This is a genomic window from Streptomyces sp. DSM 116795 (assembly GCF_055792905.1).
Genome location: NZ_CM147707.1, coordinates 2,197,067 through 2,221,042, shown reverse-complemented (window position 1 = coordinate 2,221,042; position 23,976 = coordinate 2,197,067). Strand labels below are relative to the sequence as shown.

General features: G+C 70.2%; 23 protein-coding genes. 15 read left to right on the top strand and 8 right to left on the bottom strand.

Going from position 1 to position 23,976, the window contains the following annotated elements; all coding sequences use genetic code 11:
• Nucleotides 1-152: 152 nt before the first annotated feature.
• The 3 genes from ACSMXX_RS09340 to ACSMXX_RS09330 all read left to right on the top strand — a co-directional run bounded on the left by ACSMXX_RS09340 (nt 153) and on the right by ACSMXX_RS09330 (nt 2,423).
• A complete protein-coding gene (locus tag ACSMXX_RS09340) occupies nt 153-1,016 on the top strand; it encodes a hypothetical protein (protein WP_473183571.1) in 864 nt (287 codons plus the stop codon).
• A 2-nt stretch (nt 1,017-1,018) separates the two neighbouring features.
• A complete protein-coding gene (locus ACSMXX_RS09335; RefSeq protein ID WP_473183570.1) occupies nt 1,019-1,198 on the top strand; it encodes a hypothetical protein in 180 nt (59 codons plus the stop codon).
• Between the two features lie 106 nt (nt 1,199-1,304).
• Nucleotides 1,305-2,423, top strand: a complete 1,119-nt coding sequence (locus tag ACSMXX_RS09330; protein WP_473183569.1) for a hypothetical protein — start codon at nt 1,305-1,307, stop codon at nt 2,421-2,423.
• A gap of 162 nt (nt 2,424-2,585) precedes the next feature.
• On the opposite strand, the gene ACSMXX_RS09325 is transcribed toward ACSMXX_RS09330, so the two are convergent.
• On the bottom strand, nt 2,586-3,437 hold the full coding sequence (locus tag ACSMXX_RS09325) for a lysozyme (RefSeq protein WP_473183568.1): 852 nt from the start codon (nt 3,435-3,437) through the stop codon (nt 2,586-2,588).
• 299 nt (nt 3,438-3,736) lie between these two features.
• On the opposite strand from ACSMXX_RS09325, the gene ACSMXX_RS09320 reads away from it, so the two are divergent.
• Nucleotides 3,737-4,183, top strand: coding sequence for a MarR family winged helix-turn-helix transcriptional regulator (locus tag ACSMXX_RS09320; RefSeq protein WP_473184706.1), 447 nt, complete (start codon nt 3,737-3,739; stop codon nt 4,181-4,183).
• 85 nt (nt 4,184-4,268) lie between these two features.
• Here the strand turns inward: ACSMXX_RS09320 and ACSMXX_RS09315 are convergent, their stop codons facing one another.
• On the bottom strand, nt 4,269-5,183 hold the full coding sequence (locus tag ACSMXX_RS09315) for a hypothetical protein (protein ID WP_473183567.1): 915 nt from the start codon (nt 5,181-5,183) through the stop codon (nt 4,269-4,271).
• A gap of 430 nt (nt 5,184-5,613) precedes the next feature.
• Here ACSMXX_RS09315 and ACSMXX_RS09310 point away from each other — a divergent pair, with 430 nt between their 5' ends.
• From ACSMXX_RS09310 to ACSMXX_RS09290, 5 genes are read left to right on the top strand one after another with little or no spacing between them, the layout of a single operon-like run.
• A complete protein-coding gene (locus ACSMXX_RS09310; RefSeq protein ID WP_473183566.1) occupies nt 5,614-8,346 on the top strand; it encodes a sensor histidine kinase in 2,733 nt (910 codons plus the stop codon).
• Entirely contained in the window at nt 8,343-8,909 is a 567-nt protein-coding gene (locus ACSMXX_RS09305) for a roadblock/LC7 domain-containing protein (RefSeq protein ID WP_473183565.1), read from the top strand. Before ACSMXX_RS09310 ends, ACSMXX_RS09305 begins: the two co-directional genes overlap by 4 nt.
• Nucleotides 8,906-9,322, top strand: coding sequence for a DUF742 domain-containing protein (locus ACSMXX_RS09300; protein ID WP_473183564.1), 417 nt, complete (start codon nt 8,906-8,908; stop codon nt 9,320-9,322). Before ACSMXX_RS09305 ends, ACSMXX_RS09300 begins: the two co-directional genes overlap by 4 nt.
• A 7-nt stretch (nt 9,323-9,329) precedes the next feature.
• Complete coding sequence (locus tag ACSMXX_RS09295) at nt 9,330-9,944, top strand: GTP-binding protein (RefSeq protein ID WP_473183563.1); 615 nt, start codon at nt 9,330-9,332, stop codon at nt 9,942-9,944.
• Between the two features lie 48 nt (nt 9,945-9,992).
• Nucleotides 9,993-11,249, top strand: coding sequence for a styrene monooxygenase/indole monooxygenase family protein (locus tag ACSMXX_RS09290; protein WP_473183562.1), 1,257 nt, complete (start codon nt 9,993-9,995; stop codon nt 11,247-11,249).
• Between the two features lie 164 nt (nt 11,250-11,413).
• Here the strand turns inward: ACSMXX_RS09290 and ACSMXX_RS09285 are convergent, their stop codons facing one another.
• The 6 genes from ACSMXX_RS09285 to ACSMXX_RS09260 form a co-directional block, all read right to left on the bottom strand.
• Nucleotides 11,414-12,523: a C40 family peptidase gene (locus ACSMXX_RS09285; RefSeq protein WP_473183561.1), complete on the bottom strand. Its 1,110-nt coding sequence runs from the start codon at nt 12,521-12,523 to the stop codon at nt 11,414-11,416.
• A gap of 161 nt (nt 12,524-12,684) precedes the next feature.
• Nucleotides 12,685-13,548 (bottom strand): protein kinase domain-containing protein, encoded by an 864-nt coding sequence (locus ACSMXX_RS09280; RefSeq protein WP_473183560.1) that lies wholly within the window; start codon nt 13,546-13,548, stop codon nt 12,685-12,687.
• Between the two features lie 596 nt (nt 13,549-14,144).
• Complete coding sequence (locus ACSMXX_RS09275; protein ID WP_473183559.1) at nt 14,145-14,399, bottom strand: hypothetical protein; 255 nt, start codon at nt 14,397-14,399, stop codon at nt 14,145-14,147.
• Nucleotides 14,399-14,875, bottom strand: a complete 477-nt coding sequence (gene soxR, locus ACSMXX_RS09270; protein WP_473183558.1) for a redox-sensitive transcriptional activator SoxR — start codon at nt 14,873-14,875, stop codon at nt 14,399-14,401. The genes ACSMXX_RS09275 and soxR overlap by 1 nt, the downstream gene beginning before the upstream one ends.
• 53 nt (nt 14,876-14,928) lie before the next feature.
• Nucleotides 14,929-15,744 (bottom strand): TetR/AcrR family transcriptional regulator, encoded by an 816-nt coding sequence (locus ACSMXX_RS09265; protein ID WP_473183557.1) that lies wholly within the window; start codon nt 15,742-15,744, stop codon nt 14,929-14,931.
• Nucleotides 15,745-15,794: 50 nt separating this feature from the next.
• Nucleotides 15,795-16,751: an AurF N-oxygenase family protein gene (locus tag ACSMXX_RS09260; protein ID WP_473183556.1), complete on the bottom strand. Its 957-nt coding sequence runs from the start codon at nt 16,749-16,751 to the stop codon at nt 15,795-15,797.
• A 197-nt stretch (nt 16,752-16,948) separates the two neighbouring features.
• Here ACSMXX_RS09260 and ACSMXX_RS09255 point away from each other — a divergent pair, with 197 nt between their 5' ends.
• The 6 genes from ACSMXX_RS09255 to ACSMXX_RS09230 all read left to right on the top strand — a co-directional run bounded on the left by ACSMXX_RS09255 (nt 16,949) and on the right by ACSMXX_RS09230 (nt 23,886).
• Nucleotides 16,949-18,061 carry a ferritin-like domain-containing protein gene (locus ACSMXX_RS09255; RefSeq protein WP_473183555.1) on the top strand — a complete coding sequence of 371 codons (1,113 nt, stop codon included), beginning with the start codon at nt 16,949-16,951 and terminating at the stop codon, nt 18,059-18,061.
• Between the two features lie 309 nt (nt 18,062-18,370).
• A complete protein-coding gene (locus ACSMXX_RS09250; protein ID WP_473183554.1) occupies nt 18,371-19,219 on the top strand; it encodes a SigB/SigF/SigG family RNA polymerase sigma factor in 849 nt (282 codons plus the stop codon).
• Nucleotides 19,220-19,527: 308 nt separating this feature from the next.
• On the top strand, nt 19,528-21,183 hold the full coding sequence (locus ACSMXX_RS09245; RefSeq protein WP_473183553.1) for a sugar ABC transporter ATP-binding protein: 1,656 nt from the start codon (nt 19,528-19,530) through the stop codon (nt 21,181-21,183).
• Entirely contained in the window at nt 21,180-22,202 is a 1,023-nt protein-coding gene (locus ACSMXX_RS09240) for an ABC transporter permease (RefSeq protein ID WP_473183552.1), read from the top strand. The genes ACSMXX_RS09245 and ACSMXX_RS09240 overlap by 4 nt, the downstream gene beginning before the upstream one ends.
• Nucleotides 22,199-23,191 (top strand): substrate-binding domain-containing protein, encoded by a 993-nt coding sequence (locus tag ACSMXX_RS09235; RefSeq protein WP_473183551.1) that lies wholly within the window; start codon nt 22,199-22,201, stop codon nt 23,189-23,191. The genes ACSMXX_RS09240 and ACSMXX_RS09235 overlap by 4 nt, the downstream gene beginning before the upstream one ends.
• Before the next feature lie 155 nt (nt 23,192-23,346).
• Nucleotides 23,347-23,886 carry a flavoprotein gene (locus ACSMXX_RS09230; protein WP_473183550.1) on the top strand — a complete coding sequence of 180 codons (540 nt, stop codon included), beginning with the start codon at nt 23,347-23,349 and terminating at the stop codon, nt 23,884-23,886.
• The last annotated feature ends 90 nt before the right edge of the window (nt 23,887-23,976 follow it).

Genomic DNA, 23,976 nt, shown 5'->3' with positions numbered 1-23,976 from the left:
TCCGGGTCCCGTGCAACGACGTCGCCGCGCTCAGGGCCGCGGTCGACAACGCCAACACGAGCGGGCGCGGCATCGTCCTCGCGCATCGCTGCACCTACTCGCTCACCGCGGCCGACAACGCGGACGACGGCCTGCCGGAGATCACCGGCAAGGTGCGGATCTCCGGAAACCGCTCGGTCATCCGGCGCGCAGCCGGCGCCCCGCCCTTCCGCGTCTTCCACGTGACGCTGGGCGGCAGCCTCGCTCTGCACTCGCTCACCGTCCGCGGCGGTGAGTCCGCTCCGGTGAGCGGGAGCAACGGCGGCGGGCTCCTCAACGAACGCGGCACCGTCAGCCTGAGCGGCGTGACGGTCAGGAACAACACATCCAGCGGCCTCGGCGGCGGGATCGCGAGCGTCCTGGGACGGCTCGTTCTGAAGAACACCACGGTCAGGGACAACAGCGCCGTGTGGGGCGGCGGGGTCGGCACGAGCGGGACGATGACGATGCGGGGCGGCGCCCTCCGCAGCAACACGGCGACGAACTGGGCAGGCGGCCTCGCGAACGGAGGCGCCACCAAGCTGGACCACGCGTCGGTCGACGGCAACGGCTCCGGCGATCTCGGCGGCGGCATCGCAACCATGGCCATCGATGAGGAATCCGGGCCGCTGCGGATGAACTTCACCAGGATCCGGGGCAACGTCGCGCAGACCGACGGCGGCGGCATGTACGCCGGTGCGGACGAGCCGACGACTCTGTACCGCAGCAGCGTCAGCCGCAACGTCGCGAACGGCGGCCCCGGCATGGGCGGCGGCATCTCGAACACAGGTGTCTCCCTCGACCTCCACACCGGCACGGGGACGAGCGCCAAGCGGAGGAACAGCAGCGCCGCCCAGCCGCCGTTCGAGGTGAACCTCATCCGCAGCGCCGTCTTCAGGAACACCCCCACCAATTGTGCGCCGCCCGGGAGCGTCCCCCGCTGCGACGCCGTCGGCTCCGCCCCGGCCGGGAACGCCACAAAACCGGGGAGAAGCTGAGGTTGCGGCGGACGCAGGGCGGCTGCGCCGCCGAGGTCGCGAGGGACGACCGGCAGGTCTTCCTGACGGCCGCGTACGGGATCTCCCGGCCGGGGCCCCTCGCCGCGCCTTCGACGGGGCCGCCCTGGGCACGGCGGCCGAACGGCACAGCCGGACATGCGGCGGATCCGCTCGTCGGATAGATCTCGGAATGCCGGCTCGGCGGCGCTCAGTGGCGATGGCTGCTCGCAGGCTTCTGGGCGTCGCCGGAAGCCGTCCTCCTGTCCCCCCAGACGCAAGGGAAGCCGCATGACTGACAAGCTCAGACGCGTAACCCTGACCGCCGTCACCGGCCTCGGCCTGTGCCTGACACTCCTGCCTGCCGGGCAAGCGCAGGCGCAGGCGCCGACTCGCGTGCCCTGCAACGACATCGCCGCACTGAAGGCGGCCATCAACGCGGCCAACACCAGCGGCGGCAGCATCGTCCTCGCCCCTCGTTGTGTCTACAACCTCTCGCAGCCGGACAACGCGGACGACGGCCTGCCGGAGATCACCGGAAAGGTACGGATCTCCGGAGACGGCACCGCCATTCAGCGCGGCACCAACGCCCAGGCGTCCTTCCGCGTCTTCCACGTGAGACAGGGCGGCAGCCTCAGCCTGGACTCGGTCAGCGTCCGCGGGGGTCAGACCACCGCGGACTCGGGCCACGGCGGGGGCTTCTTCAACGACCGCGGCAGACTCTCCCTGACCGATGTGACGGTCCGGGACAACAGGGGCAGCGTCGGCGCCGGGATCTGGAACCAGCTGGGAACCCTCGTTCTGAAGGACTCCACGGTCAACAACAACAGGGGCGGTTTCGGCGGTGGGGTGGCCACCAACGGGACGATGACGATGCGGGGCGGCGCCATCCGCGACAACTGGGGCGGCATCTGGGGAGGCGGCCTCGCGAACGCAGGCGAAACCAAGCTGGAGCACGTATCGGTCGACGGCAACGACTCCGGCGACCACGGCGGCGGCATCATGACCATGGCCATCAACGACCAGACCGGGCCGCTGCGCGCGAACTTCACAAAGGTCAGGCGCAACATCGCTCAGACCGACGGCGGCGGCATCCAGACCGGTGCGAACGAGCCGACGACCCTGTACAGGAGCAGCGTCAGCCACAACACCGCGAACGGCGGCGCCACCCGCGGCGGCGGCATCGCGAACCCCGGTACCCGCTTCAGCCTGTTCATCGGTACGAACGGCGCCCCCAGGCATGAAGAGAGCAAGAGCAAGTCCGCGAAGCAGCCGACCCCGTTCCAGGTGAACCTCATCCGGAGCACCGTCTTCAAGAACCACCCCACCAACTGCGCGCCGCCCAACAGCGTCCCCAACTGCGAAGCCGTCGGCTCGGCGCCGGCCACGACGAAGCCGGACAAGAGCTGACGGGTCAGTACAGCTACGGCGTGTCCGGGCGGGCGGGAGCTCCCGGTGGCGGCCCGCAAGAGCCGCCACCGGGCACCCCCTCCCGGCTGGGAACGCCGCGCCGGCACGCTCCGCCGCCGGCGCGGCACGGGCGTCAGGTCACCGTCCGCGGGGCGTCGCCGGTCATCCGTTGGCGAGCGCCTTCAGACGGTCCATCGAACCGTTGAACAGGTTGTGGTCCCCGACGGTCGGCCCGGTCGAGGTGTACTGCCAGAAGGTGTGGAAGCCCCACCCGTTGGGGAGCGTGCCGGGCGAAGAGGCGTAACGGGCGATCCACAGCGGGTTGGTGCTGCCGAAGCCGCCGTTGTTGCCCGTGCACTGCGTCCACCAGTCCGTCGTCGTGTAGATCACGGCGTCCCGTCCGGTACGTGACTTGTAGGTGCTGGTGAAGTCCTTGATCCAGCTGACCATGGCGCTCTGGCTCTTCCCGTAACAGGTCGATCCGTACGGGTTGTACTCGATGTCGAGCACGCCGGGGAGCGTCTTGCCGTCCTTGCTCCAGCCGCCGCCGTGGTCCGCGAAGTAGTTGGCCTGCGCGGCACCGCTGGAGTTGTCCGGCAGCGCGAAGTGGTAGGCGCCGCGGATCATCCCGATGTTGTACGAGCCGTTGTACTGCTGCGTGAAGTAGGGGTTCGTGTACGACGTGCCCTCCGTCGCCTTGACGTAGGCCCACCTGACGCCGCTGTTCCACAGGGTCGACCACGGGACGTTGCCCTGATGGCTGCTCACGTCGACGCCGTGGACGGACGCGGCCAGCGTCTGCGGCGGGCTGCCGTCCGTGGAGTCGCCGCCCTCGTGCATGCGTACGCCGACGCCCATCGAGGCCTCGCCGGGCTTGACGGGGTCGGCGTCCTGGGGGGCCGCGCTCGCCGTACCCGGTGCGGTGACGAGCAGAGCGAGAGCGGAGATGAACAACCCCGCCGCGGAGAGGATTCCTCGTCCGCGGCGGGTCGTACCGGATCCGTGACCTGGCATCGCTGCCTCCGAAACCGTGCGTGGGGTGGGGAGTCGGGATTGGCGCGGGGAACGGTGCGGTGGGGCGTGAAGGTGGGGGGTAGTTGATACATGCCCACTCTGGTGTGGGCATGTCACATCTTTAACCGTACGCGCGTAGACATAGGCGGGGAAGACGGACAGCTCTCTGCCGGTGGTCCATACCTGCGAAATAATGCTGGAACTGCGACGATCGCCGTCCGCGACGGGAAGTTTCCGCGCGAATGACGGCAGAGACGCGTGGGGCGACGGAGGAGAAGGGCGCAGAGGTGGATGAGTACATGCGGCAGCAGGCACCCGAACTGCTGGATCTCGAACGGGAGCTGACGGTCTTCATGCGCCGGGCGCGCGCCTTCTCGGGCGAGATGGCCCGAGAGGTTCACCCTGAGCTGGAGCCCGCCGCGTACGGGCTCTTCATGCGTCTTGACGAGGGCGGTCCGCAACGGGCCACCGACCTCGCCACGTACTTCGGTGTCGGCAAGGCGACCATCAGCCGCCAGTTGCGGGTGCTGGAGAACCTCGGGTTGATCCTCCGCGCCCCCGACCCGGTCGACGGCCGTGCCCAGCTCGTGCATCTGACCCCGCGGGGCCGCGACAGTTTCAGATCGGTGCGCGAGGCACGCCGGGGCGAGTACATGCGCAAGCTCGCCACCTGGGACCCGGCCGAGGTCGCCGAGCTGGCGCGGCTGATGCATCAGCTCAATTCCATGTCGGACGCGGGGAGTTGACGAGTTCACCGCGGGCAGTCTGGCCGCGGGAGTCAGCGGCGGGAGTCGGACGGGCGAGCCGGACGGGCGAGCCGGCCGCCGGCAGTCAGCTGCCCGCAGTCTCCCCGGCAGCGGCCGGCGGGCCTGATGCGCCCGGTGCCCCTCCCGGCACCAGTTCGGCGAAGACGGCCGAGGCGTCGTCGTGCGCCTTGCCCCGCGGATGCGCCGTACCGTGCGGATCGGCCCGCTCGGCCCGGCGTACGCGGGCGACCAGCGAGCCGGTGCCCTCCTTCCGTACGAGGGCGAGAAGCGCCGCCCAGTCCCCGAGCCGGAAGATCTCGCTCCAGCGTGCCGCGCCGTCGCTGAGCGCCAGCAGCGCGCTCACCTCCGAGCGTGGCGCGGTCCCCGTGACGGCGCGTGAGGCGACGGCCGGGTCGGCGGCAGCCGTGTAGAAGCCGGTGCCGTCGGGGATGTTGCGCAGGGCCTCGACCGCGCGGACGTACTCGGCGCGGGCGGCGCTCCGTTCGGCACCCTCCTCGGGCAGCGCACGCACACGGCTTCGCAACGCGCCGATGTGCGGCGGCAGTTCGCCCAGCCGGGAGTCGAGTACGGGCGTCACCGAGCCGCCCGGGCGCTCCATGAGCAGCACCGAGTCCGACAGGACCAGGTGCTCGACGGTCTCCTCGTCCCAGCGGGCGGCGACGACGGTCGCCTGCGGAGTACGGCTGTGAGAAAGGTCACAGATTGAACAATGTTCGGCAGCGGTACGGGAAATGGCCTTCGAAAGGCACGCACGGAGTGTCAGGTCCCGCTGTGCGGTGGCGAGTTCGAGCATCGTGCCGCCCAGGCGGGCTGTGAACCAGGGCACCCCGTGTACGCATCCGGTGCCGTCCCGCGGCGGCGTCACCCCGTCCAGCACCACCAGTGCGCCCCCCTCTCCGGACGAGGGGAGAGCCGCCGAGACGTAGTCCTCGTTGGGGTGCCGGGGATCTCCGGGCTCGCCGGTCATGTCGATGCGCATGGCCTTCAGTCTGCACTCGGGGCGCTCCGGTGGAGGGGACCGGCAAGACGTGTCAAGAGCCTGGGCATTCGGCGAAGTTCGCCAGGTCAGGCGTCGCGGTGGGACCGGAGTTGACCGGAATTAGCGCGTCCGCAAGTATGCGAACGCGCAACGTGCCAGCCCTTGAGGGGATCGCCAACCGGTGCCCGGCACAGGGTGGTTGGCGTGCGCAAGTGGAGTTGTTCGCCGACTCCCGTTTACGGTTCACTCCTTCGGGTGGCCCAACAGGAGATCGTCACATCGCCTGTCATCCGTGCTGGAAGGGTCGGATGGCGTCCAAGGGGATGCAAGGGACGACATGGGACGAAGTCCGCTCCTGCGACACATGGTTGGACTGCGCCACCCGGGGTGGGTCGCCCCGGGGCAGGCCCCGACGAGATTGCGAGCACGGGTGCGGACGAAGCTACTGCGGAAGCCGGGCGGACCGGCCGGACTGCTGACCAGGCCCGGGAGCCGGGCCACGGCGCAGGGCGGCCCGGCACAGGAGCCCGCCCCCCGCCGGGCGCGGGTGCGGAACCGGCTGCTGGCCTCCGTGGCGCTCTGCTCAGTCGCCGTGCTCGGAGCCGGCACACCCGCGGTGCTGGGCGCATACGGCGATCTCACCGAGTCCCAGGAGCTGGTGGACCGCGCCGAGCTCGACAAGCGGGCCATCGCCCTCGGCCACGCACTGGCGGACGAGCGCGACGGCATGGTCGAGTATGTCGCCGCCGGCCGCACCAGCCGTGACGGCGCAGGCGTCACCGAGGAGCAACGCGCCCGCGTCGACCGGCAGATCACCGAGATCCGGGAGACGGCACCCGCGTCCGTACGGAAGTCCCTCGGCAAGCTGCCGCGCATCCGCCAGGAGGCGCAGGCCGGCGACAGCAGCGCGCTGGAGATGCACGAGGCGTACACCGGCACCATCAAGACCCTTCAGGACGTGGGCGCGGAGATCGCACGCTCCCTGCCCGCACGCGCCACGGACACCTCCGGCGGTTCGGGAGCGGCACACGCGCTGCCCGACCTCGGCCAGGCCGTCCAGCAGGCGTCGGCGGTACGAGGCCTGCTGCGCGGCGCGCTCGCCGCCGGCGGACCGCAGGGTGCCCTGATGGAAGAGGCACAGCGCGCGGACGTGCGTGAGCAGGCCGCGCTGGCGGACTTCGGCGACGGCGCGGGCGGTTCGGCCCGCGACACCTTCACCGAGACGGTCACCGGTGCGGACGTCGCGGTGGCCGAGCGCTATCTGGCGCGGCTGACCGGCCGGCCGTACCTGGACGCGGGGGACCGCGCCATGAACCACGACCGCATCGACGCGACTCTCTCGGCCCGCATCGACAGCATGCGCGGGGTCCAGTCGTCCTTCGCCGCCGAGGAGTTGAAGCATCTGGAACAGCTGCGGGACGACGACGTCACCGCGCTGGAGTGGCGCATCGCCCTGGTCGGGCTCTGCCTGCTGCTCGCGGCCGGCATCAGCGTGCAGACGGCGCGCTCCATGGCCCGCCCGCTGTCCGTGCTCAAGCGCGGTTCCCGCCGGCTGGCGGGGAACCCGGTCGGTGAGGCCCCGGTCGTCTTCAACGGCAGGAACGACGAGTTCGCCGAGGTCGTACGCTCGCTGAACACCCTCCGCGAAGCACTCGTCGACGCGCACGAGCGTGCCGCCGAGGCTGAGGCCGACAACAACTACCTGGTCCGCCACAAGGACACTCTCACCGCCGAACGCGACCGTGTGCGGGGCGAGTACGCCGCCCTGAAGGAGCGCCTCGACGCCCTGTCGGGCGCCGTCCACGGCACCTTCGTCAACCTCGCCCTGCGCACCCTGGGCCTGGTGGAGCGGCAGCTCGGCGTCATCGAGGACCTGGAGGAGAGGGAGAGCGATCCCTCCCGGCTCAGCACGCTCTTCAAGCTCGACCACCTCGCGACGCGGATGCGCCGTTACAGCGAGAACCTGCTGCTGCTCGCCGGCGCCGAACACGTCACCGCGAACCACTCCGGCCCCGTACCGCTGCTGGACGTGCTGCGGGCCGCGATCAGTGAGATAGAGCGCTACGAGCGCGTTGAGCTGGGCCAGTTGCCGCCGCACGTGCAGGTCTCGGGGCACGCCGCCGACGACCTGAGCCACCTCCTCTCCGAACTCCTCGACAACGCTGCCACGTTCTCCCCGCCCGACGCCCAAGTGCAGCTCTCCGGCTGGCTGCTGGAGAGCGGCGAAGTGATGCTCTCCGTCGAGGACGAAGGCATCGGCGTCACCAGCAGAAGACTCGCGGCGCTCAACGCGCGGCTCAGCGTGCCCGAAGGGCAGGAGCCCCCGGAGATGGAGGCCGCACAGGCGCAGGCCGGTGACCGCAGCCCGGAGACCGGGCTCGGCATGGGCCTCTACGTCGTCGCCAGGCTCGCGGCCCGGCACGGGCTCCGTGTGCAGTTGCGCGAACGCCGGCAGGGCGGCGGCATAGCGGCCGTCGTGGCGGTGCCGAGCGTGCTGCTGCCCGCACGGCCGGCCCCCGTGGCGGCGTCGGGCGAGGGCGCGGGAGGCCGACGGGCCGCCGCTCCGGCGTCGGCCTTCCCGGGCTCGGTCGCGGAGGCCAACTCCAATGCGCTGCCCGCCCGCCGGACCGGCGATCCGCTCGTCACGGCGGCGGAGCAGGCCGTACGGGACGCGGGCACGCCCTCCGAGGAGCACGGGCTGGCGCCGGGCGAGACCGGCAGCCGGGCGGGGCACGACCCCGGGCCCGACGCCGAAGCCCCGCCCGGGACCGCGCCGGAGGCCGCTCCCACGGCCGCGCCGGAGGCCACTCCCGGGACCGGTCCCGGTCCCGTTTCCGGGCCGCACCTGGACCCGGAGCCGGACCTGGAGACGGAGCCCGCGCCGGAGCCCGCGCCGGAGCCCGCGATCCCGGAACAGCCGAGCATCACCGACAAGGGTCTCCCGAAGCGGACCCCGCACCATGTGGAGGCGCAGAGCGACCGCGCGCAGCCGCGCAAACAGGGCGCGAACGCCGAGGAAATGCGCCGCAGGCTGGGCGGGTTCCAGCGGGGGGCTGCGCACGGCCGCCGTGACGCGGAGGCCGAGACCGGCGCTGAAGAGAATGCGACTGATCAACGGGGGGCGCAGTCCGAAGGTGGTACCGCCGAGGAGGCTCGCAGGTGAACGCGCCCACCACGCGCACGACTGGCAGCACTCAAGCGCGCAATCTGCGCTGGCTGTTGGAGAACCTTGTCGACGAAGTGCCGGGCATCCTGTCCGTCGCCGTAGTCTCGTCCGACGGGCTGCTGCTGCTGTCGTCCGACCGGCAACAGGAGGCGGCCGCCGCCGGCACCCTGGGCACCGACGGGCACGCCGGGTCCGGGAGCTCCGGTCCGCGGACGGACGGCGAAGAGGGCCGCCCGGCCGTCCGTGCGGGCAGAAGCCGCAGTCCCAGGGGGACGAGCGCCGACCTGGCGACCATCGTCTCCGGCCTCGGTTCGCTCACCATCGGAGCCGCGAAGCTGATGGACGGCGGCGAGATCCGGCAGACGGTCGTCGCGATGGAAGAGGGCTCGCTCTTCGTGATGGCGATCAGCGACGGTTCCCTGCTCGGTGTGCACGCCACGCCGGACTGTGACATGAGCGTCATCGCCTACCACATGGCGCTCTTCGTGGGCCGTGCCGGCCATGTCCTCACCCCTGAACTCCGCACCGAACTGCGCTCGTCGATGGAGCTGGACCAGTGACACCTGCTGCTTCCTCCCCGCCCCCCTTGCCCGCACGCCGTGGCGAGAGCGGAAAGTCCAAGAGAGTCCGCCCGTACACCCTCACCGGAGGCCGTACCCGCTTCGGCCACGTGCTGCTGGTCGAGACGATCGTGGCCGCGATCGAAGCCCCCGAGGAGCGCCCGGAGTTGACCTCGGGCGGTCTGCGGGACCGCGTGATGCCGGAAATGCGGGCGATTGTCGAACTCTGCCGCCGCATGCGGTCGGTGGCGGAGATCGCGGCACTGTTGAAGATGCCTCTCGGCGTGGTACGGGTTCTGCTGAGCGACCTCGCCGATCAAGGAAGGGTGCGCGTTCACGGCACCGGGCACGGCAGCGACCGTCCCGACCGTGCGCTGTTGGAAAGGGTGCTGGGTGGACTTCGCAGGCTCTGAGCCGGTCGTGGATGAAGTGCGGACTGCGGGCGATACGGCTCCCGGAGTGCAGGAGTGGCAGGAGGATCTCTCGCAGGCGCCCATATCCACCAAGATCGTGGTCGCGGGCGGCTTCGGCGTCGGCAAGACGACTCTCGTCGGTTCGGTCTCCGAGATCGAACCCCTGACGACCGAGGCGTTGATGACGCAGGCGAGCGAGTCCACCGACGACATCGCCTCCACGCCGGAGAAGACCACGACAACCGTGGCCATGGACTTCGGGCGCATCACGCTCGAATCGGACCTGGTGCTCTATCTGTTCGGCACGCCCGGCCAGCAGCGGTTCTGGTTCATGTGGGACGACCTCGTGCGCGGCGCGATCGGCGCCGTCGTGATGGCGGACACCCGGCGGCTCGAGGACTGCTTCCCCGCTCTGGACTATTTCGAGAGCTGCGGGTATCCGTACGTCGTCGCGGTGAACCACTTCGAGGGGACCACCGCCTACGAAGCCGAGGACGTGCGGGAGGCCCTGTCCGTCCCCCGGCACGTGCCTGTTGTGATCATGGATGCGCGTGAGCGGCCGACCGTCCTGAAGTCCCTGCTCGCTCTGGTCAGTCACGCCCTGGACGTCACGCCCGCCTGAATCCCGCGCGGGCGCCGAACTGCACTACGTACGGAGAAGAGAGCCGCCATGCGGAAGATACTCATTGTCGGAGCCGGTCAGGCGGGCCTGCAGCTTGCGCTGGGCCTGCAGGCGCAGGGCTACGAGGTCACCGTGATGTCGAACCGCACGGCGGACGAGATCCGCGGCGGCCGCGTGATGTCGACGCAGATGCAGTTCCACACGGCACTGCAGAACGAGCGCGACATCGAGGTCAACTTCTGGGAGGGCCAGACCCCGAAGGTCGAGGGCCTGGGTGTGTCCGTCGCCGACCCGGAGTCCGTGCACGGCCCGGGCGAGACCCAGCGCGCCATCAACTGGCTGGGAATGCTCGACGGTTACGCGCAGTCCGTCGACCAGCGCGTGAAGATGTCCGGCTGGATGGAGACCTTCGCGCAGCGCGGCGGCCAGCTCGTCATCCACGGTGCGGCCGTCTCCGACCTCGACTTCTTCGCGAAGAAGTACGACCTCGTCCTCGTCGCGGCCGGCAAGGGCGAACTGGTCTCGATGTTCGAGCGGGACGCGGAGCGTTCACCGTACGACTCCCCGCAGCGCGCCCTGGCGGTCAGTTACGTCAACGGGCTCGGCCCGCGCCCCGAGCACCCGGACACCGAGGCGGTGCGCTGCAACCTGGTGCCTGGCGTCGGCGAGATGTTCGTCATGCCCTGCCTGACGACGACCGGCCGCTGCGACATCCTCTTCTGGGAAGGCATCCCCGGCGGTCCTCTCGATGTCTTCCAGGGCGTCAAGGACCCGAACGAGCAGCTCGCCACGACCCTGGAGCTGATGGAGCAGTTCCTGCCCTGGGAGTACGCGCGGGCCACGAAGGTCGAGCTCACGGACGCCGGCGGCACGCTCTCCGGGAGGTACGCCCCGACCGTGCGGAAGCCCGTGGGGCGCCTGCCCGGCGGCGGTGCCGTGCTCGGCGTCGCGGACGTCGTCGTCGCCAACGACCCCATCACGGGCCAGGGTTCGAACTCCGCGTCCAAGTGTGCGGCGGCCTACCTGGCGTCCATCCTCGAACGCGGCGACAAGCCCTTCGACGAGGAATGGATGCAGCAGACCTTCGACCGCTTCTGGGCCGACGTGCAGCACACCACGAAGTGGACGAACGCGATGCTGGCCCCTCCGCCCGAGCACATCCTCAACCTGATCGGCGCGGCCGGCCAACTCCAGCCCGTCGCCGACCGGTTCGCCAACGGCTTCGACAACCCCGCCGACTTCGAGGAGTACTTCTACGACCCGGCGAAGGCCGAGGCGTACCTGGGCAGCGTCGCGGGAGGCTGACGGCTCCGGCTCCGGCGGCGGCCCCTCCGTCCCGCCCGTCGTCCCGCCCCGTCGTCCGGCCGCCGCTCCCGAGGTCCGGCCGCCGCGCCCGGGTGGTCCCGGCGCGGCGGCCCGTCACGGACGGGGAAGGGGACCCGCCCGTGGTCCATGGGTGCGGCTGCGCGTCAGCGCAGCGGACCCGGCAGCCGGTAGCCCTCAAGCGGCGGCCTGCCCACGTCGGGCCGCACCGCTCCCCGTACAGAGGGGATGGCGCCGACCGGGGAGAGCGTCACGTCGGAACCCGGCCGCGGCGCGTGGACGACCTTGCCCTGCCCGGCGTACAACGCCACGTGCGAGGCGCTCGGGTAGTAGACGACGAGGTCGCCGGGGCGCAGCTCGTTCATCGGCACGCGCCGCAGCTTCTTCCACTGGCCCTGGCTCGTACGCGGAATGGAGCGCCCCGCCTTCCCCCACGCCTTCGAGGTGAGCCCCGAGCAGTCGTACGCTCCCGGCCCCCGTGCGCCGAACCGGTACGGCTTGCCGATCTGCCGCAGCGCGAACCTCACCGCCTGCGCGCCCGGACGTGACGGCTTGCGCTGTGCTTTCGGGCCGTGCAGTTCGTGCGCGGACATCAACGTGCGCTGGGTGCTGGTCTGCTGAGCGTTCTCCATGGTGCGCAGACGGCTCAGCTGATCGTCCGAGAGAGAGGCCAGTGTGCGCTCGACCCGGCGCAGCCGTGAACGTACGGTGTCGCGCTGCTCCTGCTTCCGGTCCGCGAGACGCTGCTGCCGTGCGAGCGCCTTGCGTGCGCGCGCCGTGAGCTGACGCTGCCTCTTCTCACCGGCGACCAGCCGCTGCACGGTCACGGCCTGGCGGCCGGCCGCACGGGTCAGCAGATGCAGTCCGTCCATCGCGTTCCGCGGCTCCCGGGTGAGCAGCAGCTGCACGACCGGGGGGAGGCCGATGTCGCCGCGCCGGTACTGCTGCCGGGCGAGGTTCCCGGCCTCGCGGCGTGACTCAGCGAGGGCGGAACGCAGGGAGCTGAGCGCCTTCTCCGCTGTTTCGGTGCGCTTGCGCTGCCGTGCCAGCTTGCCGGCGGTCTTGTTGTACGCGTCCGAGGCCGACTCGGTCTTCTCGTACATGGTCTGCAGATCGCGGAGCAGCTCGCTGACGGGCTTGCCGCCGGGATCCGCGGCGGCGGGGAGCGGCTGGAGGGCGAGTGCTGCCGCCGCCACGATGGCCGCCGTCCCGGCGGCGACGGAGCGTTTGGCACTCAGGGCACGTCGATACGACACCGGCTCGCCTCCGATCTGACTCGCTATCGGAGCGATCGTGCACGGCGGTGTGTGTTACCGGCGGGGTCGCCCGGCCCTGCGGCCGGGTCCGTCACCCGAAGGGTGCCCGGGCGTCGCCCGTGCGGCGGCGATGGCAGGTCCGTACTGCCCGTCCGCCCTGCTCACCTGCCGAAGAGACGGCGTCCGGACAGGCGGCGTGCGCTGTCCGCGATCTCTTCGATCTCGTGTGTGTACACCTCGGGCAGCCATTCCGCGGCGGGCTGTTCCGCGGTGTCGGCCAGGTCGAGCGCCTTGGCGAGGACGTCGGGCGGAGGACGGGACTCCGGTGTCTTGTGCAGGCACGCGAAGAGCGCGGGGCACAGGGCGTCGGGCACGCCCGTCAGGTCGGGGTCCTCGCGTGCCATGGGGAGCATGTTCCCGGCGAAGGGCTGGTGGGCGCTGCATGCGTAGACGAGCGTCGCGCCCAGGTCGAAGACGTCGTCGGACAGTTCGTCGGTTGCCGGTCCGCTCATGCGGCCGAGCGCCAGGCCGTAGTCGACGACCCGCGGGGTGTCCCAGGCGAGCAGCACGTTGTGCGGGCCCAGGTCGCGGTGGGTTATGCGGGCCGCGTGCAGGGCCATCAACGACCGGGCGAGCGCACCGCCCAGGGCGCGCACCGAGGACTCGGGCAGCGGGCCGTACTTCGAGACCAGCAGCTCCAGGGAGGCACCGGGGACGAAGGAGTTGGCTATCCACGGCTGAGCGCTGTCGAGTTCGCAGCCGGCCGCGTCCGCGACGTACGGGCTGCGCACACCCGTCGCGGCAGCCTGCATCTCCTGCCGCAGCCGTGCGCGCAGCGGCCGGTCGCGGATCAGCTCGGGCCTGAGGGTGCGCACGGCGACGAGTTGCTTGCGTGCGCCGCGCTGTGGTGCTCCCCGCCCGAGGTAGACGGTGCCCATGCGGCCGTTGCCGAGTACGCCCTGCAGGCGGTACGGGCCCAGCTGCTGGGGATCTGTGCTGCCGAGGCCAGCCATCCCTTGGATCACGCAGAGCAGCCTAGGCGCACAGCGTGTACAAGGGGACGGCCCCAACAGAACCGTCGCAGTTCTTCGCAAACTTCACGTGAGACCCAGAAATCGTCACGGATGTGCTAGCACCCCTCCCGGCAAGCCTTGCCCTGTCGCGCCGCCCTGCACGCACTCCCCCCAGGGGGCACCTCCCGGGCCGCCAGGCCCAGGGGGACTTCGGCCGGGGGGTGCCCCCACTCCCTCACTTCGTGGGTGGGGGTCCCCCAGCGGAGCGAGGGGGAGTACCCCCAGCGTTCGTCAAAAGCCCTGGTAGCCCCTGGGCTTCGCCATGGGGGACCCTAAAGGACTTCCGGCCGCCTTGCGATCGCACCGGACGACGCTCCTGGGGGTCCCCCCGGGCCGTGAGGCCCAGGGGGAGGGCAAACATTGCCGGTCACGGCACTAGAGCCTCTCGGGCCGTGGAGCCGGACGCGGCTCCGCAGGCAGTCGGGCATGCTGCCGGACCTCGTGCGGGAGGTCCGCTCCCGCGAAGGGCCGGTGGTGTGAAAGCGGCGGTGTTCCCGGCCCGTTCGGCTGCGCGCCCCGGGCCCGGTCGGCTATCGCCGGCCGCCGCCCTACGGCCAGCGGGGCCCTCCGCGCGGTCGCCCTTCCGGTTCGTGCACGTAGCGCCAGCCGCGCGGGATGCCCAGCCGCCGCGTGAAGCCGGCCGGTTCCAGCCGGTAGACGTGGACGGTGTCGGGCACCCCCTTGTCCTCGGAGGGCACCGGGACTTCGTAGGTCTTCGGCGGACGTCCGTTGGCCCCCGTGAGCACCGGCAGCACACGGCCGTCGAGCGGCCCGCCCACGAAGAGGCTCTCCTCGCTGCGCATCAGCCGCACTCCTCCGGGTGGCAGCCCGCGAGCGAGCGCGCGCCCGGGCCCTGCTCGCCGAGCGTGTCGTAGGGGTTGGCCAGCGCGCAGTGGTCCAGCGAGAGACAGCCGCAGCCGATGCACTCGGTGAGATGGTCGCGAAGCTGCGTCATCAGCTTGATGCGCTGGTTGAGGTCCTCCCGCCAGCACTCCGAGACCCTCGCCCAGTCCTCCCGGGTGGGCGTACGGCCCTCGGGCAGCAGCGCGAGCGCCTCGCGGATCGCGGCGAGGGGCATGCCCAGACGCTGGGAGGCGCGGATGAAGGCGACCCGGCGCAGGGTGTCGCGGCTGTAGCGGCGCTGGTTGCCGGAGGTGCGGCGGCTGTGGATCAGGCCCTCGCGCTCGTAGTAGCGCAGCGCGGAGGTGGCCACTCCGGCGCGCTCGGCGAGCTCGCCGACCGTGGCCTCCTTGGCCTGCCAGGACAGTTGAGTGGACATGGGGCCAGGATAGGCGTTCTTCAAGTTTTCTTTAAGTTCTTCTCGGCGGCGGATCAGAGGTCGCCGCGGGCTTCCAGCAGATGCCCCTTGTCGCCGACGACCGGCAGCATCCGGCGCGCGAGTTCGCCCACCGGGCCGTCGCCCTCCTCCAGGTCCAGGGCGTGCCGGACGATACGGGCCGTCTCCGCGTCCCGGGTGGCGGACGCCATGAGCAGGGCGACGAAGTGGTCCAGCAGCCAGTCGCGCAGCTCGGCGACCGGCGGCTGCTTGCCCTCGTCCAGCCACATCAGGGACGCGGCCTCGACCACCGTTATCCAGGTGCTCACCGTCATGCGCAGCCTGGGCCCGGCCTTGGTGCCCGGCCTGTCGGCTGTGCTGTCGGGTCCGCCGGCTGTGCCGCCCGGCCTGCCGGCATCGTGCTCGGGCTGGAAGCCGAGGTGGAAGAGGATCTGGTCGGCCGCGGTCCGCCGTACCTCGTCGACGATCGCGTGCGTACGGGACGTCTGTACGACGCTGCCGCCCTGCAGCAGCGCCATGAAGCCGGCGTCGTGCTCGTCGACGAACGCGAGGTAGCGCTCCAGGGCGCGCACGAGCCGCCGGGTGAGCGGACCGGTCTGTGCCTCGGCGAAGCATTGCTCCAGCTCGTCGGCGGCGCTGCGCAGCGCCGCCTCGTACAACTGCTGCTTGCCGCCGGGGAAGTAGCGGTAGACCAGCGGACGTGACACGCCGGCGGTCGCCGCCACGTCGTCGAGCGAGACGTCCTCGGGCGGGTTGTGGGCGAAGAGGCCGAGCGCGGCGCCGATCAGCTGCGTACGCCGTTCGTCCACGCTCAGCCTGCGATACGCCGGGGCCGTGCCGCTGCTGCTCATCCCATGAGCGTAACCGGCACCTCCTCCCAGGCCGGTCGGCCGGGCGGCCCCTACTTGGCGAGCAGGCCCGAGCTGACCCACAGCTTGCGGCCGATGCCGCGCATGACGCCGATCTCGTCCAGGAAGTCCGTGAGGCGGCGGGCCCCGGTCTGCATCACCTCGCGGCGGTGGCCACTCGCCTTGACCTGGGCCATCGCCTCGCGCTTGTCCAGGCCCACGTTCGTGTAGACCTCGGGGTTGATGAAGGAGATGGAGAAGACGCGCGAGGCCTCGCCGGAGCTGAGGCGCGTGAACTCCGCTTCCCAGCGCGGGCAGTCGACCATCTGACGGCGCAGCTCCTCACGCGCGTACCGCACGTGCCGCGACTCCTCGACGACGTGGATGCGTGTGACGCCGCGTACCAGTGGCTGGATGCGCTCGTCGGGGAAGGTCAGCCGCTGCATCCAGTCGAGGATCTCCTCGCCGAGCAGCGTGGCGGTGAACGAGCCGGGGGTGGTGGAGACGGTCTTCAGCAGCCGCGCGAGATTGTGGTGGATCCGGGAGACGCGGTATTCCGGGACGCCGCTCTTGGTGAGCAGCCGGGCGAACATCTTCGAGTGCCTGCACTCGTCCTCGATCTCCGTCAGGGCGTACCGCACATGGCTGCTGGTCAGCGGCTTGTCGTAGATGTGGCGTACCAGCAGCTGCATGAGGATGACCTCGAACCAGATGCCGAGCGAGGCGAGCGAGCCCGCCTCGTGACGGGCGAGGTCCATGCGCTGCTCCTCCGGCATCCGCTTCCACAGCGGGGTGTCGTAGAGCGAGACGAGCTCCGGCGGCCAGAACCACTTGCCCTCCTCGAAGGGCGCGTCCCAGTCCAGTTCGGTGTCCGGGTCGAACCAGTGCTTCTTGGAGGAGTCCAGCAGGCGCTCGGCGGTCTTCTCCCGGTCCTTGAGCAGGCCGAGAGCGTCCCGGAGCGGTTCCTTCGCGGTCTCCTGGGGGGTGGCCGTGTCGGGCGTGATCGTCATGCTGGGCACCTCTTCGTGAGTTACCGAAGGTTACGTCGGCTCGACTCTTTATGAGACTGCTTGTCAGCAAGCCCGTCAATCCCCGCGACGCAGATTGCACGGGCTTTGTTGACCGCCCGGTAACTGCCGTGTGAGCCTGCCGAAGAGGGCCCGCGGGGGGTCAGGGGACCCCCAGACCCCGGAATCAGGAGGCGTCCATGTCCACGCACGACCTCTACGTCCAGAACCCGGGAGCCGGCGAGTGGGAGGTGCCCGCCTCCGGAGCGGCCCGCTTCAGCTGGGACTACGACGACGGCCGTGACCGCCTCCTCGCCCTCTACCAGAAGGGCAAGGACAAGCAGTGGGACGGGCAGCGGCGCATCGACTGGGATCTGGAAGTCGACCCGAAGGACCCGCTCGGCACCCCGGACGAGGCCATGTCCCTCTACGGCACGTCCTACTGGGACAAGATGAACGCGGCCGAGCGCGCCGACCTGCGGCAGCACTACGCCTCCTGGCAGTTCAGCCAGTTCCTCCACGGGGAGCAGGGCGCGATGGTCTGCGCGGCACGCATCGTGGAGTCCGTCCCCGACCTGGACGCGAAGTTCTACTCCGCGACCCAGACCATGGACGAGGCCCGGCACGCCGAGATCTACGGGCGCTTCCTGCACGAGAAGGTCGGGATGGTCTACCCGATCAACGACAACCTTCAGTCCCTGCTCGGCGACACCCTCCGCGACTCCCGCTGGGACATGCCGTACCTGGGGATGCAGGTGCTGATCGAAGGGCTGGCGCTCGCCGCCTTCGGCATGATCCGCGACACGACCAACAAGCCGCTGCCCAAGCAGATCCTCGCGTACGTCATGCAGGACGAGGCCCGGCACGTCGCCTTCGGCCGCATGGCGCTGCGCGACTACTACAAGCAGCTGACGGCGGCGGAGCTGCGCGAGCGCGAGGACTTCGTCATCGAGGGCTGCTATCTGATGCGGGACCGCCTCAAGGGCGTCGAGGTGCTGGAGAACTTCGGCATCCCGCGCGAGGAGGCCGAGACCTTCAGTGAGCAGTCGGACTTCCTCAAGCTCTTCCGGCAGCTGCTCTTCAGCCGGATCGTGCCCTGCGTGCGCGACATCGGGCTGTGGGGGGAGCGGCTGCAGCGCGCGTACGTCGACATGGGCGTCTTCGAGATGGGCGACCAGAACCTGGACCTGCTCATGGCACAGGACGAAGAGATCGCCGAGAAGCTCGACGCGGAACGCTTCGCCGCGGAGGAGGCGGAACGGACCGCCGAGGTGGCCGACGCGATCGCCGAGGGTGAGCGCGAGGAAGCGTAAGCGTAAGGGCCGAGCGCCAGGCCCAAGGGCCCCGGGTGTGCTGCTGCGCACCCGGGGCCCTTGTGTGTCACCTGCGGCGCTCGGACGAAACACGGCGTACGTGTGGCACAAGGCTCCGCCGCGACGTAGTTTGAAGGGGATCGGGAGTAATGAACGGTGTAATTACTCTTCGGGTGCTTTGAGCACCTTGTGCTTCGGCCAGTAGGCACAGCTGCGGGAGGGCGGTCGGCGCCGCCGCGCTTGATCGCTGTGTCGGCTCCCGCGGTGACGCGCTACCCGTAGTTCACCGCGCACCGGGAGGCAGCAGTCATGTCAGCAGTTCGTTTCCGTGCGAAGCACGCACGCCACCCGCATGACGATGCGCCCGACACCGCGGCCCACTTCGAGCGCATCACGTCACTGCCCGACGGGCCGGAGAAGGAGGAGCTGCGTCAGGAGGTCGTCCGGGCCTGGATGCCCATGGCCGACCGCCTCGCCCAGCGCTTCCGCAACCGCGGCGAGAACCTGGAGGATCTCCAGCAGGTCGCCGCGCTGGGGCTGGTCAAGGCCGTCGCCCGGTACGACCCGGCGCGTGGGTGCGCCTTCGAGAGCTTCGCCGTGCCGACCATCGTCGGAGAGATCAAGCGGCACTTCCGCGACTACATGTGGGATCTGCACGTGCCGCGCCGGGTGCAGGAGCTTCGTAACCGCGTGCGTGCCAGCAGCCGTGAACTGGGCGTCACCCTCGATGACCGGTCGCCGACCGTGGCGCAGATCGCCGAGCACAGCGGGCTGAGCCAGGAGGACGTCGTCATCGGCATGGAGGCGCTGGAGAGCTACAGCGCGCTGTCGCTGGACGCCGAGCTGTCCAAGAACGAGGACGGCTACTCGCTGCTCGACACCCTCGGTGCGACAGAGCCCGGCTTCGACCGTGTGACCTACCGCGAGGCGGTCAAGCCGCAGCTGCGCAACCTGCCGGAGCGGGAGCGCTACATCCTCTACCTGCGGTTCTTCTGCGACATGACGCAGAGCAGCATCGCCGAGCAGCTCGGGATCTCCCAGATGCACGTCTCGCGGCTGATCAGCCGTACGTGCGAGCGCCTGCACCGGGAGGTCGAGACCGAGGTCGCGGCGCGCGCTCACGAGGCCTCACCGGAGCGGACCCCGATGACGGTCTAGTGCTCCGGTCCGGCACCGGCCGCCGCGGCGAGCACGGTCCACCCAGCCGGCCCGTTCCGCGCCCAGGTCGCCAGGGGCGCGGAACGGGCCGTTCTCGTTGTGTCCTTCGCGGGGTCGTGTCCTTCGCGTGCCGGTGACGTGGCTTGCGGGCCGCTTGCGGAATCGATTTCATAGGACGAAACCGGGTTTCCGTGTGGAGGCCGTATGTAAGCCCGTAGGGAAGCACTGCACATGCATTGACGGCCGGTGGGCGCCTTCCTAAGCTCTGCTGAAATCGATTTCTAGGAGCTCGTGGGGAGGCGCTGGAAATGGAGAGCGGTCACAGCGCGACGACCGGGAGCGGCGGTGAGCCGCTTCTTCAGCTGCGCGGCGTCGCCAAGAGCTTCCCCGGCGTGCGGGCGCTGGAGGACATGCGTCTCGATCTCCGCCACGGCGAGGTGCTCGCCCTCGTCGGCGAGAACGGCGCCGGCAAGTCGACGCTCATGAAGCTGCTCTCGGGCATCCACACGCCGGACGCCGGGGAGTTCGTACTGAACGGTGAGGCCGTGCGCATCGCCGGCCCGCGCCATGCGCAGCAGCTCGGCATCAGCATCATCCACCAGGAGTTCAATCTGATGCCGGATCTGACGGTCGCGCAGAACATCTTCATCGGCAGGGAGCCGCGCGGCCGCCTGCTGCTCGACGAGCGTGCCCTCAACGACCGCGCCCGCGAGCTCATCGAACGGCTGGAGCTGCCGCTGGACCCGCGGTGGCGCGTGGGCACGCTCACCGTCGCCCAGCAGCAGATGGCAGAGATCGCAAAGGCGATGTCGTACGACGCCAAGGTGCTGATCATGGACGAGCCGACCGCGGCGCTGAACGACGCCGAGGTGCGCGTACTGCACGCGCTGATACGGCGGTTCACGGGCGACGGCGACGGCGACGGCGACGGCGACGGCGACCGCGGCAGCGGCTCCGGCGGGACCGGCGGCGACCGTGGCAAGGGCGTCATCTACATCTCCCACCGCATGGAAGAGCTCAAGTCGGTCGCCGACCGCATCACCGTCATCCGCGACGGGCGCTATGTCGACACCCTGGCCGCGGCACAGACCCCCATGCGGGAGGTCGTCGCGCGCATGGTCGGCCGTGAACTCGACGCCGGGGCAGGGCCGCAGGGCGTGCGCGAGGACCGCGAGACCGTGCTCAAGATCCACGGCCTGTCGACGAAGGACCTGCTCAAGGACGTCTCGCTGGAGCTGAAGCGGGGAGAGATCCTCGGCCTTGCGGGCCTGATGGGCGCCGGCCGCACCGAAGTCGCCCGTGCCCTCGTCGGCGCCGACCCGGTGACCGCGGGCACCGTCACCCTGGAAGGGCGCGAGGTCCGTATCGGCAATCCGGCGGACGCCGCCCGTCACGGCATCGGCTATCTCTCCGAGGACCGCAAGAACTTCGGCCTGCTGCTCGAACAGGACGTCGACACCAACATCGGGATCGGCTCGATGAAGCAGCGGTTCCAGTCGGCGGGCTTCGTCAGGGCGCGTGCGATGCGCGCCAAGTCGGAGGAGTTCATCGGCAAGTTGCGCATCAGGACGCCCTCGGCCGGCCAGACGGTCAAGCACCTCTCAGGCGGCAATCAGCAGAAGGTCGTCATCGCCAGGTGGCTGCTGAAGGACTGCGACATCCTCATCTTCGACGAGCCGACCCGCGGCATAGACGTGGGCGCGAAGGAGGAGATCCACCGCATCGTCGACGAGCTGGCGGAGCAGGGCAAGTCGGTGATCGTGATCTCGTCCGAGCTTCCCGAGGTGCTGCGCATGTCGCACCGCGTCGTCGTGATGTGCGAGGGCCGCGTCACCGGCGAACTCTCCGCGGACGAGGCCACCCAGGAGACGGTCATGCACCTTGCGACGCTCCGCCCGGAGCCCTCCGGGACGGACGCCGCACCGGCACCGGCAGACGGCACCAGGCAGGAGATGATCGGATGACAGCCCCAACAGTCGCCACGCCGCAGCAGGAGAGCGGCGCAGGCGCACCCTCCGGCGGCGGCCGGCTGCGCGGCGGTGTGCTGGGCCGGCTCCAGCAACTGCTCGCGTTCGCAAGCCTGATCGCCGTGTTCGTCTTCTTCTCCTTCGCCAGCCCCAACTTCCTCAACTACAGCAACATCACCTCGATGCTCTTCTCGACGGTCGTCATCGGGACGCTGGCGCTCGGGGCGACCTTCGTCATCGTCACCGGGGGCATCGACCTGTCCGTTGGTACGGGCATGGCCCTGTGCGCCGTGATGGGCGGAGTGATGATCGTCGAGGCCGGGGTGCCCGTGTGGCTAGGCGTACTCGGCACCCTGCTGTTCGGCGCACTGATCGGACTCGTCAACGGGCTGAACGTCACGGTCCTGAAGCTGCCGCCGTTCATCGCGACGCTGGCGATGATGCTCGTCGCGCAGGGGCTGGCGCTGGTCGTCTCGGGCAGTGCGCCCATCTACTTCTCGGAGGAGTCCGGTTACGCGGACATCTCCACCGGCAGCGTCATCCCCGGTGCGGACTTCCCCAACGCCGTGCTCGTCTTCGCGCTCGCGGCGCTGATCGGCGGCGTCGTGCTCAACAGGACGCTGCTGGGTCGCTACACCTACTCGATCGGCAGCAACGAGGAGGCGACTGCGCTCTCGGGCATCGACGTACGCAAGTGGAAGATCATCGTCTACGTGGTCTCGGGGCTCTTCATCGGCCTCGCCGGCGTGCTCATCTCCGCCCGCCTCGGCTCGGCGCAGCCCGCCACGGGCATGGGTTACGAACTCCAGGCGATCGCCGCGGTGGTCATCGGCGGCACGTCGCTCTCCGGAGGCAAGGGCTCGATCGTCGGTACGGTCATCGGTGCCCTCATCATCTCCGTGCTCAACAACGGGCTGCAGATCACGTCCGTCCCGCAGGAGTGGCAGAACGTGATCCTCGGCTGCGTCATCGTCGCCGCCGTCTACGCGGACAACGCACGCAGGAGGAGGGCATGAGGCGGCCGAAGGGGGCGGCGGCACGGCTGGCAGCGGGGCTGACCGCGGCCGTCACGGCACTCGCGCTCGGCGCGCTGAGCGCGTGCAGCCCCGGCGGCGGGCAGACGGGCGCCGGCGGCGGCAAGCCGTACATCGCGATCGTCTCCAAGGGCTTCCAGCAGCAGTTCTGGCAGGCGGTGAAGAAGGGCGCCGAGCAGGAGGCGCGGAAGCAGAACGCCACCATCAGCTTCGAGGGCCCCGCCACCGAGAGCGATGTCGAGGCGCAGGTGAACATGCTGGCCAACAGCATCGGCAAGAAGCCGGACGCGGTCGGCCTCGCAGCTCTGGACTCGCGTGCGCTGGAGCCGTACTTGAAGAAGGCTCAGCGCAGCCGGACTCCCGTCGTCGCCTTCGACTCCGGAGTGGACAGCGACATTCCGGTGACCACCGCGGCCACCGACAACAAGGCCGCCGCCGCGGAGGCCGCTCAGCACATGGCGCAGGAGGTGGGAGGCGAGGGCAAGGTGGCGCTGGTGGTGCACAGCCAGACCGCCGGCTCGGGCATCGACCGCCGTGACGGCTTCGCGAAGTGGATGAAGGCGCACGCGCCCGGGGTGAAGCTGCTGCCCGTGCAGTACGGCGGCGGCGACCAGACGAAGTCCGCCGACATCACCAAGGCGATCATCGCCTCGAACCCGGACATCGAAGGGATCTACGGCAGCAACGAGGGATCGGCGATGGGCGTCATCCAGGGCGTGAAGGAGAGTGGCCGCACGGACATCGCCACCGTCGGATTCGACTCGGGCCAGGGGCAGATCAACGCCATCGAAGAGGGCCGGATGGCCGGTGCGATCACTCAGAATCCCGTCGCCATCGGCCGCCAGGTCGTACGCGCCTCGGTTGCCGCGATCAAGGGGAAGCAGCTGCCCGAGGTCATCGAGACCGGCTACTACTGGTACGACCGGCGCAACATCGACGATCCGCGCATCCAGTCGGTGCTCTACCACTGATCCGACGCCGACTCACCACCGATCCGCCCTTGATTCTCCGGGCCGGGGCCTCGGCTGACGAGGGCGAACGGCGGGGCCAGCGACTGAACCCGAGCCGGCAATCCGCCCCCGGCGCCCGCCGGTTCGGGGGCGGCCTGCTGTGGTGGGATACCCGCATGACCGCTCGCACGCTGCACCTCCTCGGCTCCGCTGCTCCGCCCGTCGTCGACCTCGTCGACGTTGTGGGACGCGCGCAGGCCGACGGCTGGACGGTGTGCGTCGGTCTGACTCCGACAGCGGCCGAGTGGGTCGAGGATCAACTGCCGGCGCTGGCAGAGCAGACCGGGCACCCCGTGCGCAGCGCCCCGCGGAAGCTCGGCGGTGATGAGGAGTGGCCGCGGGCAGACGCGACGATCCTGGCCCCGGCGACGCTGAACACGGTCAATGCGAGCGCTCTGGGTCTGACGACGAACTTCGTGACGGCCTGCGTCGTCGAGGCGATCGGGATGCGGTGGCCGCTGGTGGTGATGCCGTGCGTCAACAGCGCCTATGCCACACATCCGCAGTTCGGCCGGAGCGTCGGGACGCTGCGTGAAGCCGGGGTACGGGTTCTGTTCGGCGAGGGCGGCTTTGAGCCGAACCCGCCGGGTCGAGGGGACCGGAAGGCGTACCCATGGAGGCTCGCCCTCGATGCGGCGCGGTCGCTGGCGGAATAGCTCTGGTGTGCACCGGCCGCCGTCGGGCCGCACCACGCCCCGGTGTATGGCTGCCCGGTCGTCCCGCCCACGTGTGGCGGCGCACCATCG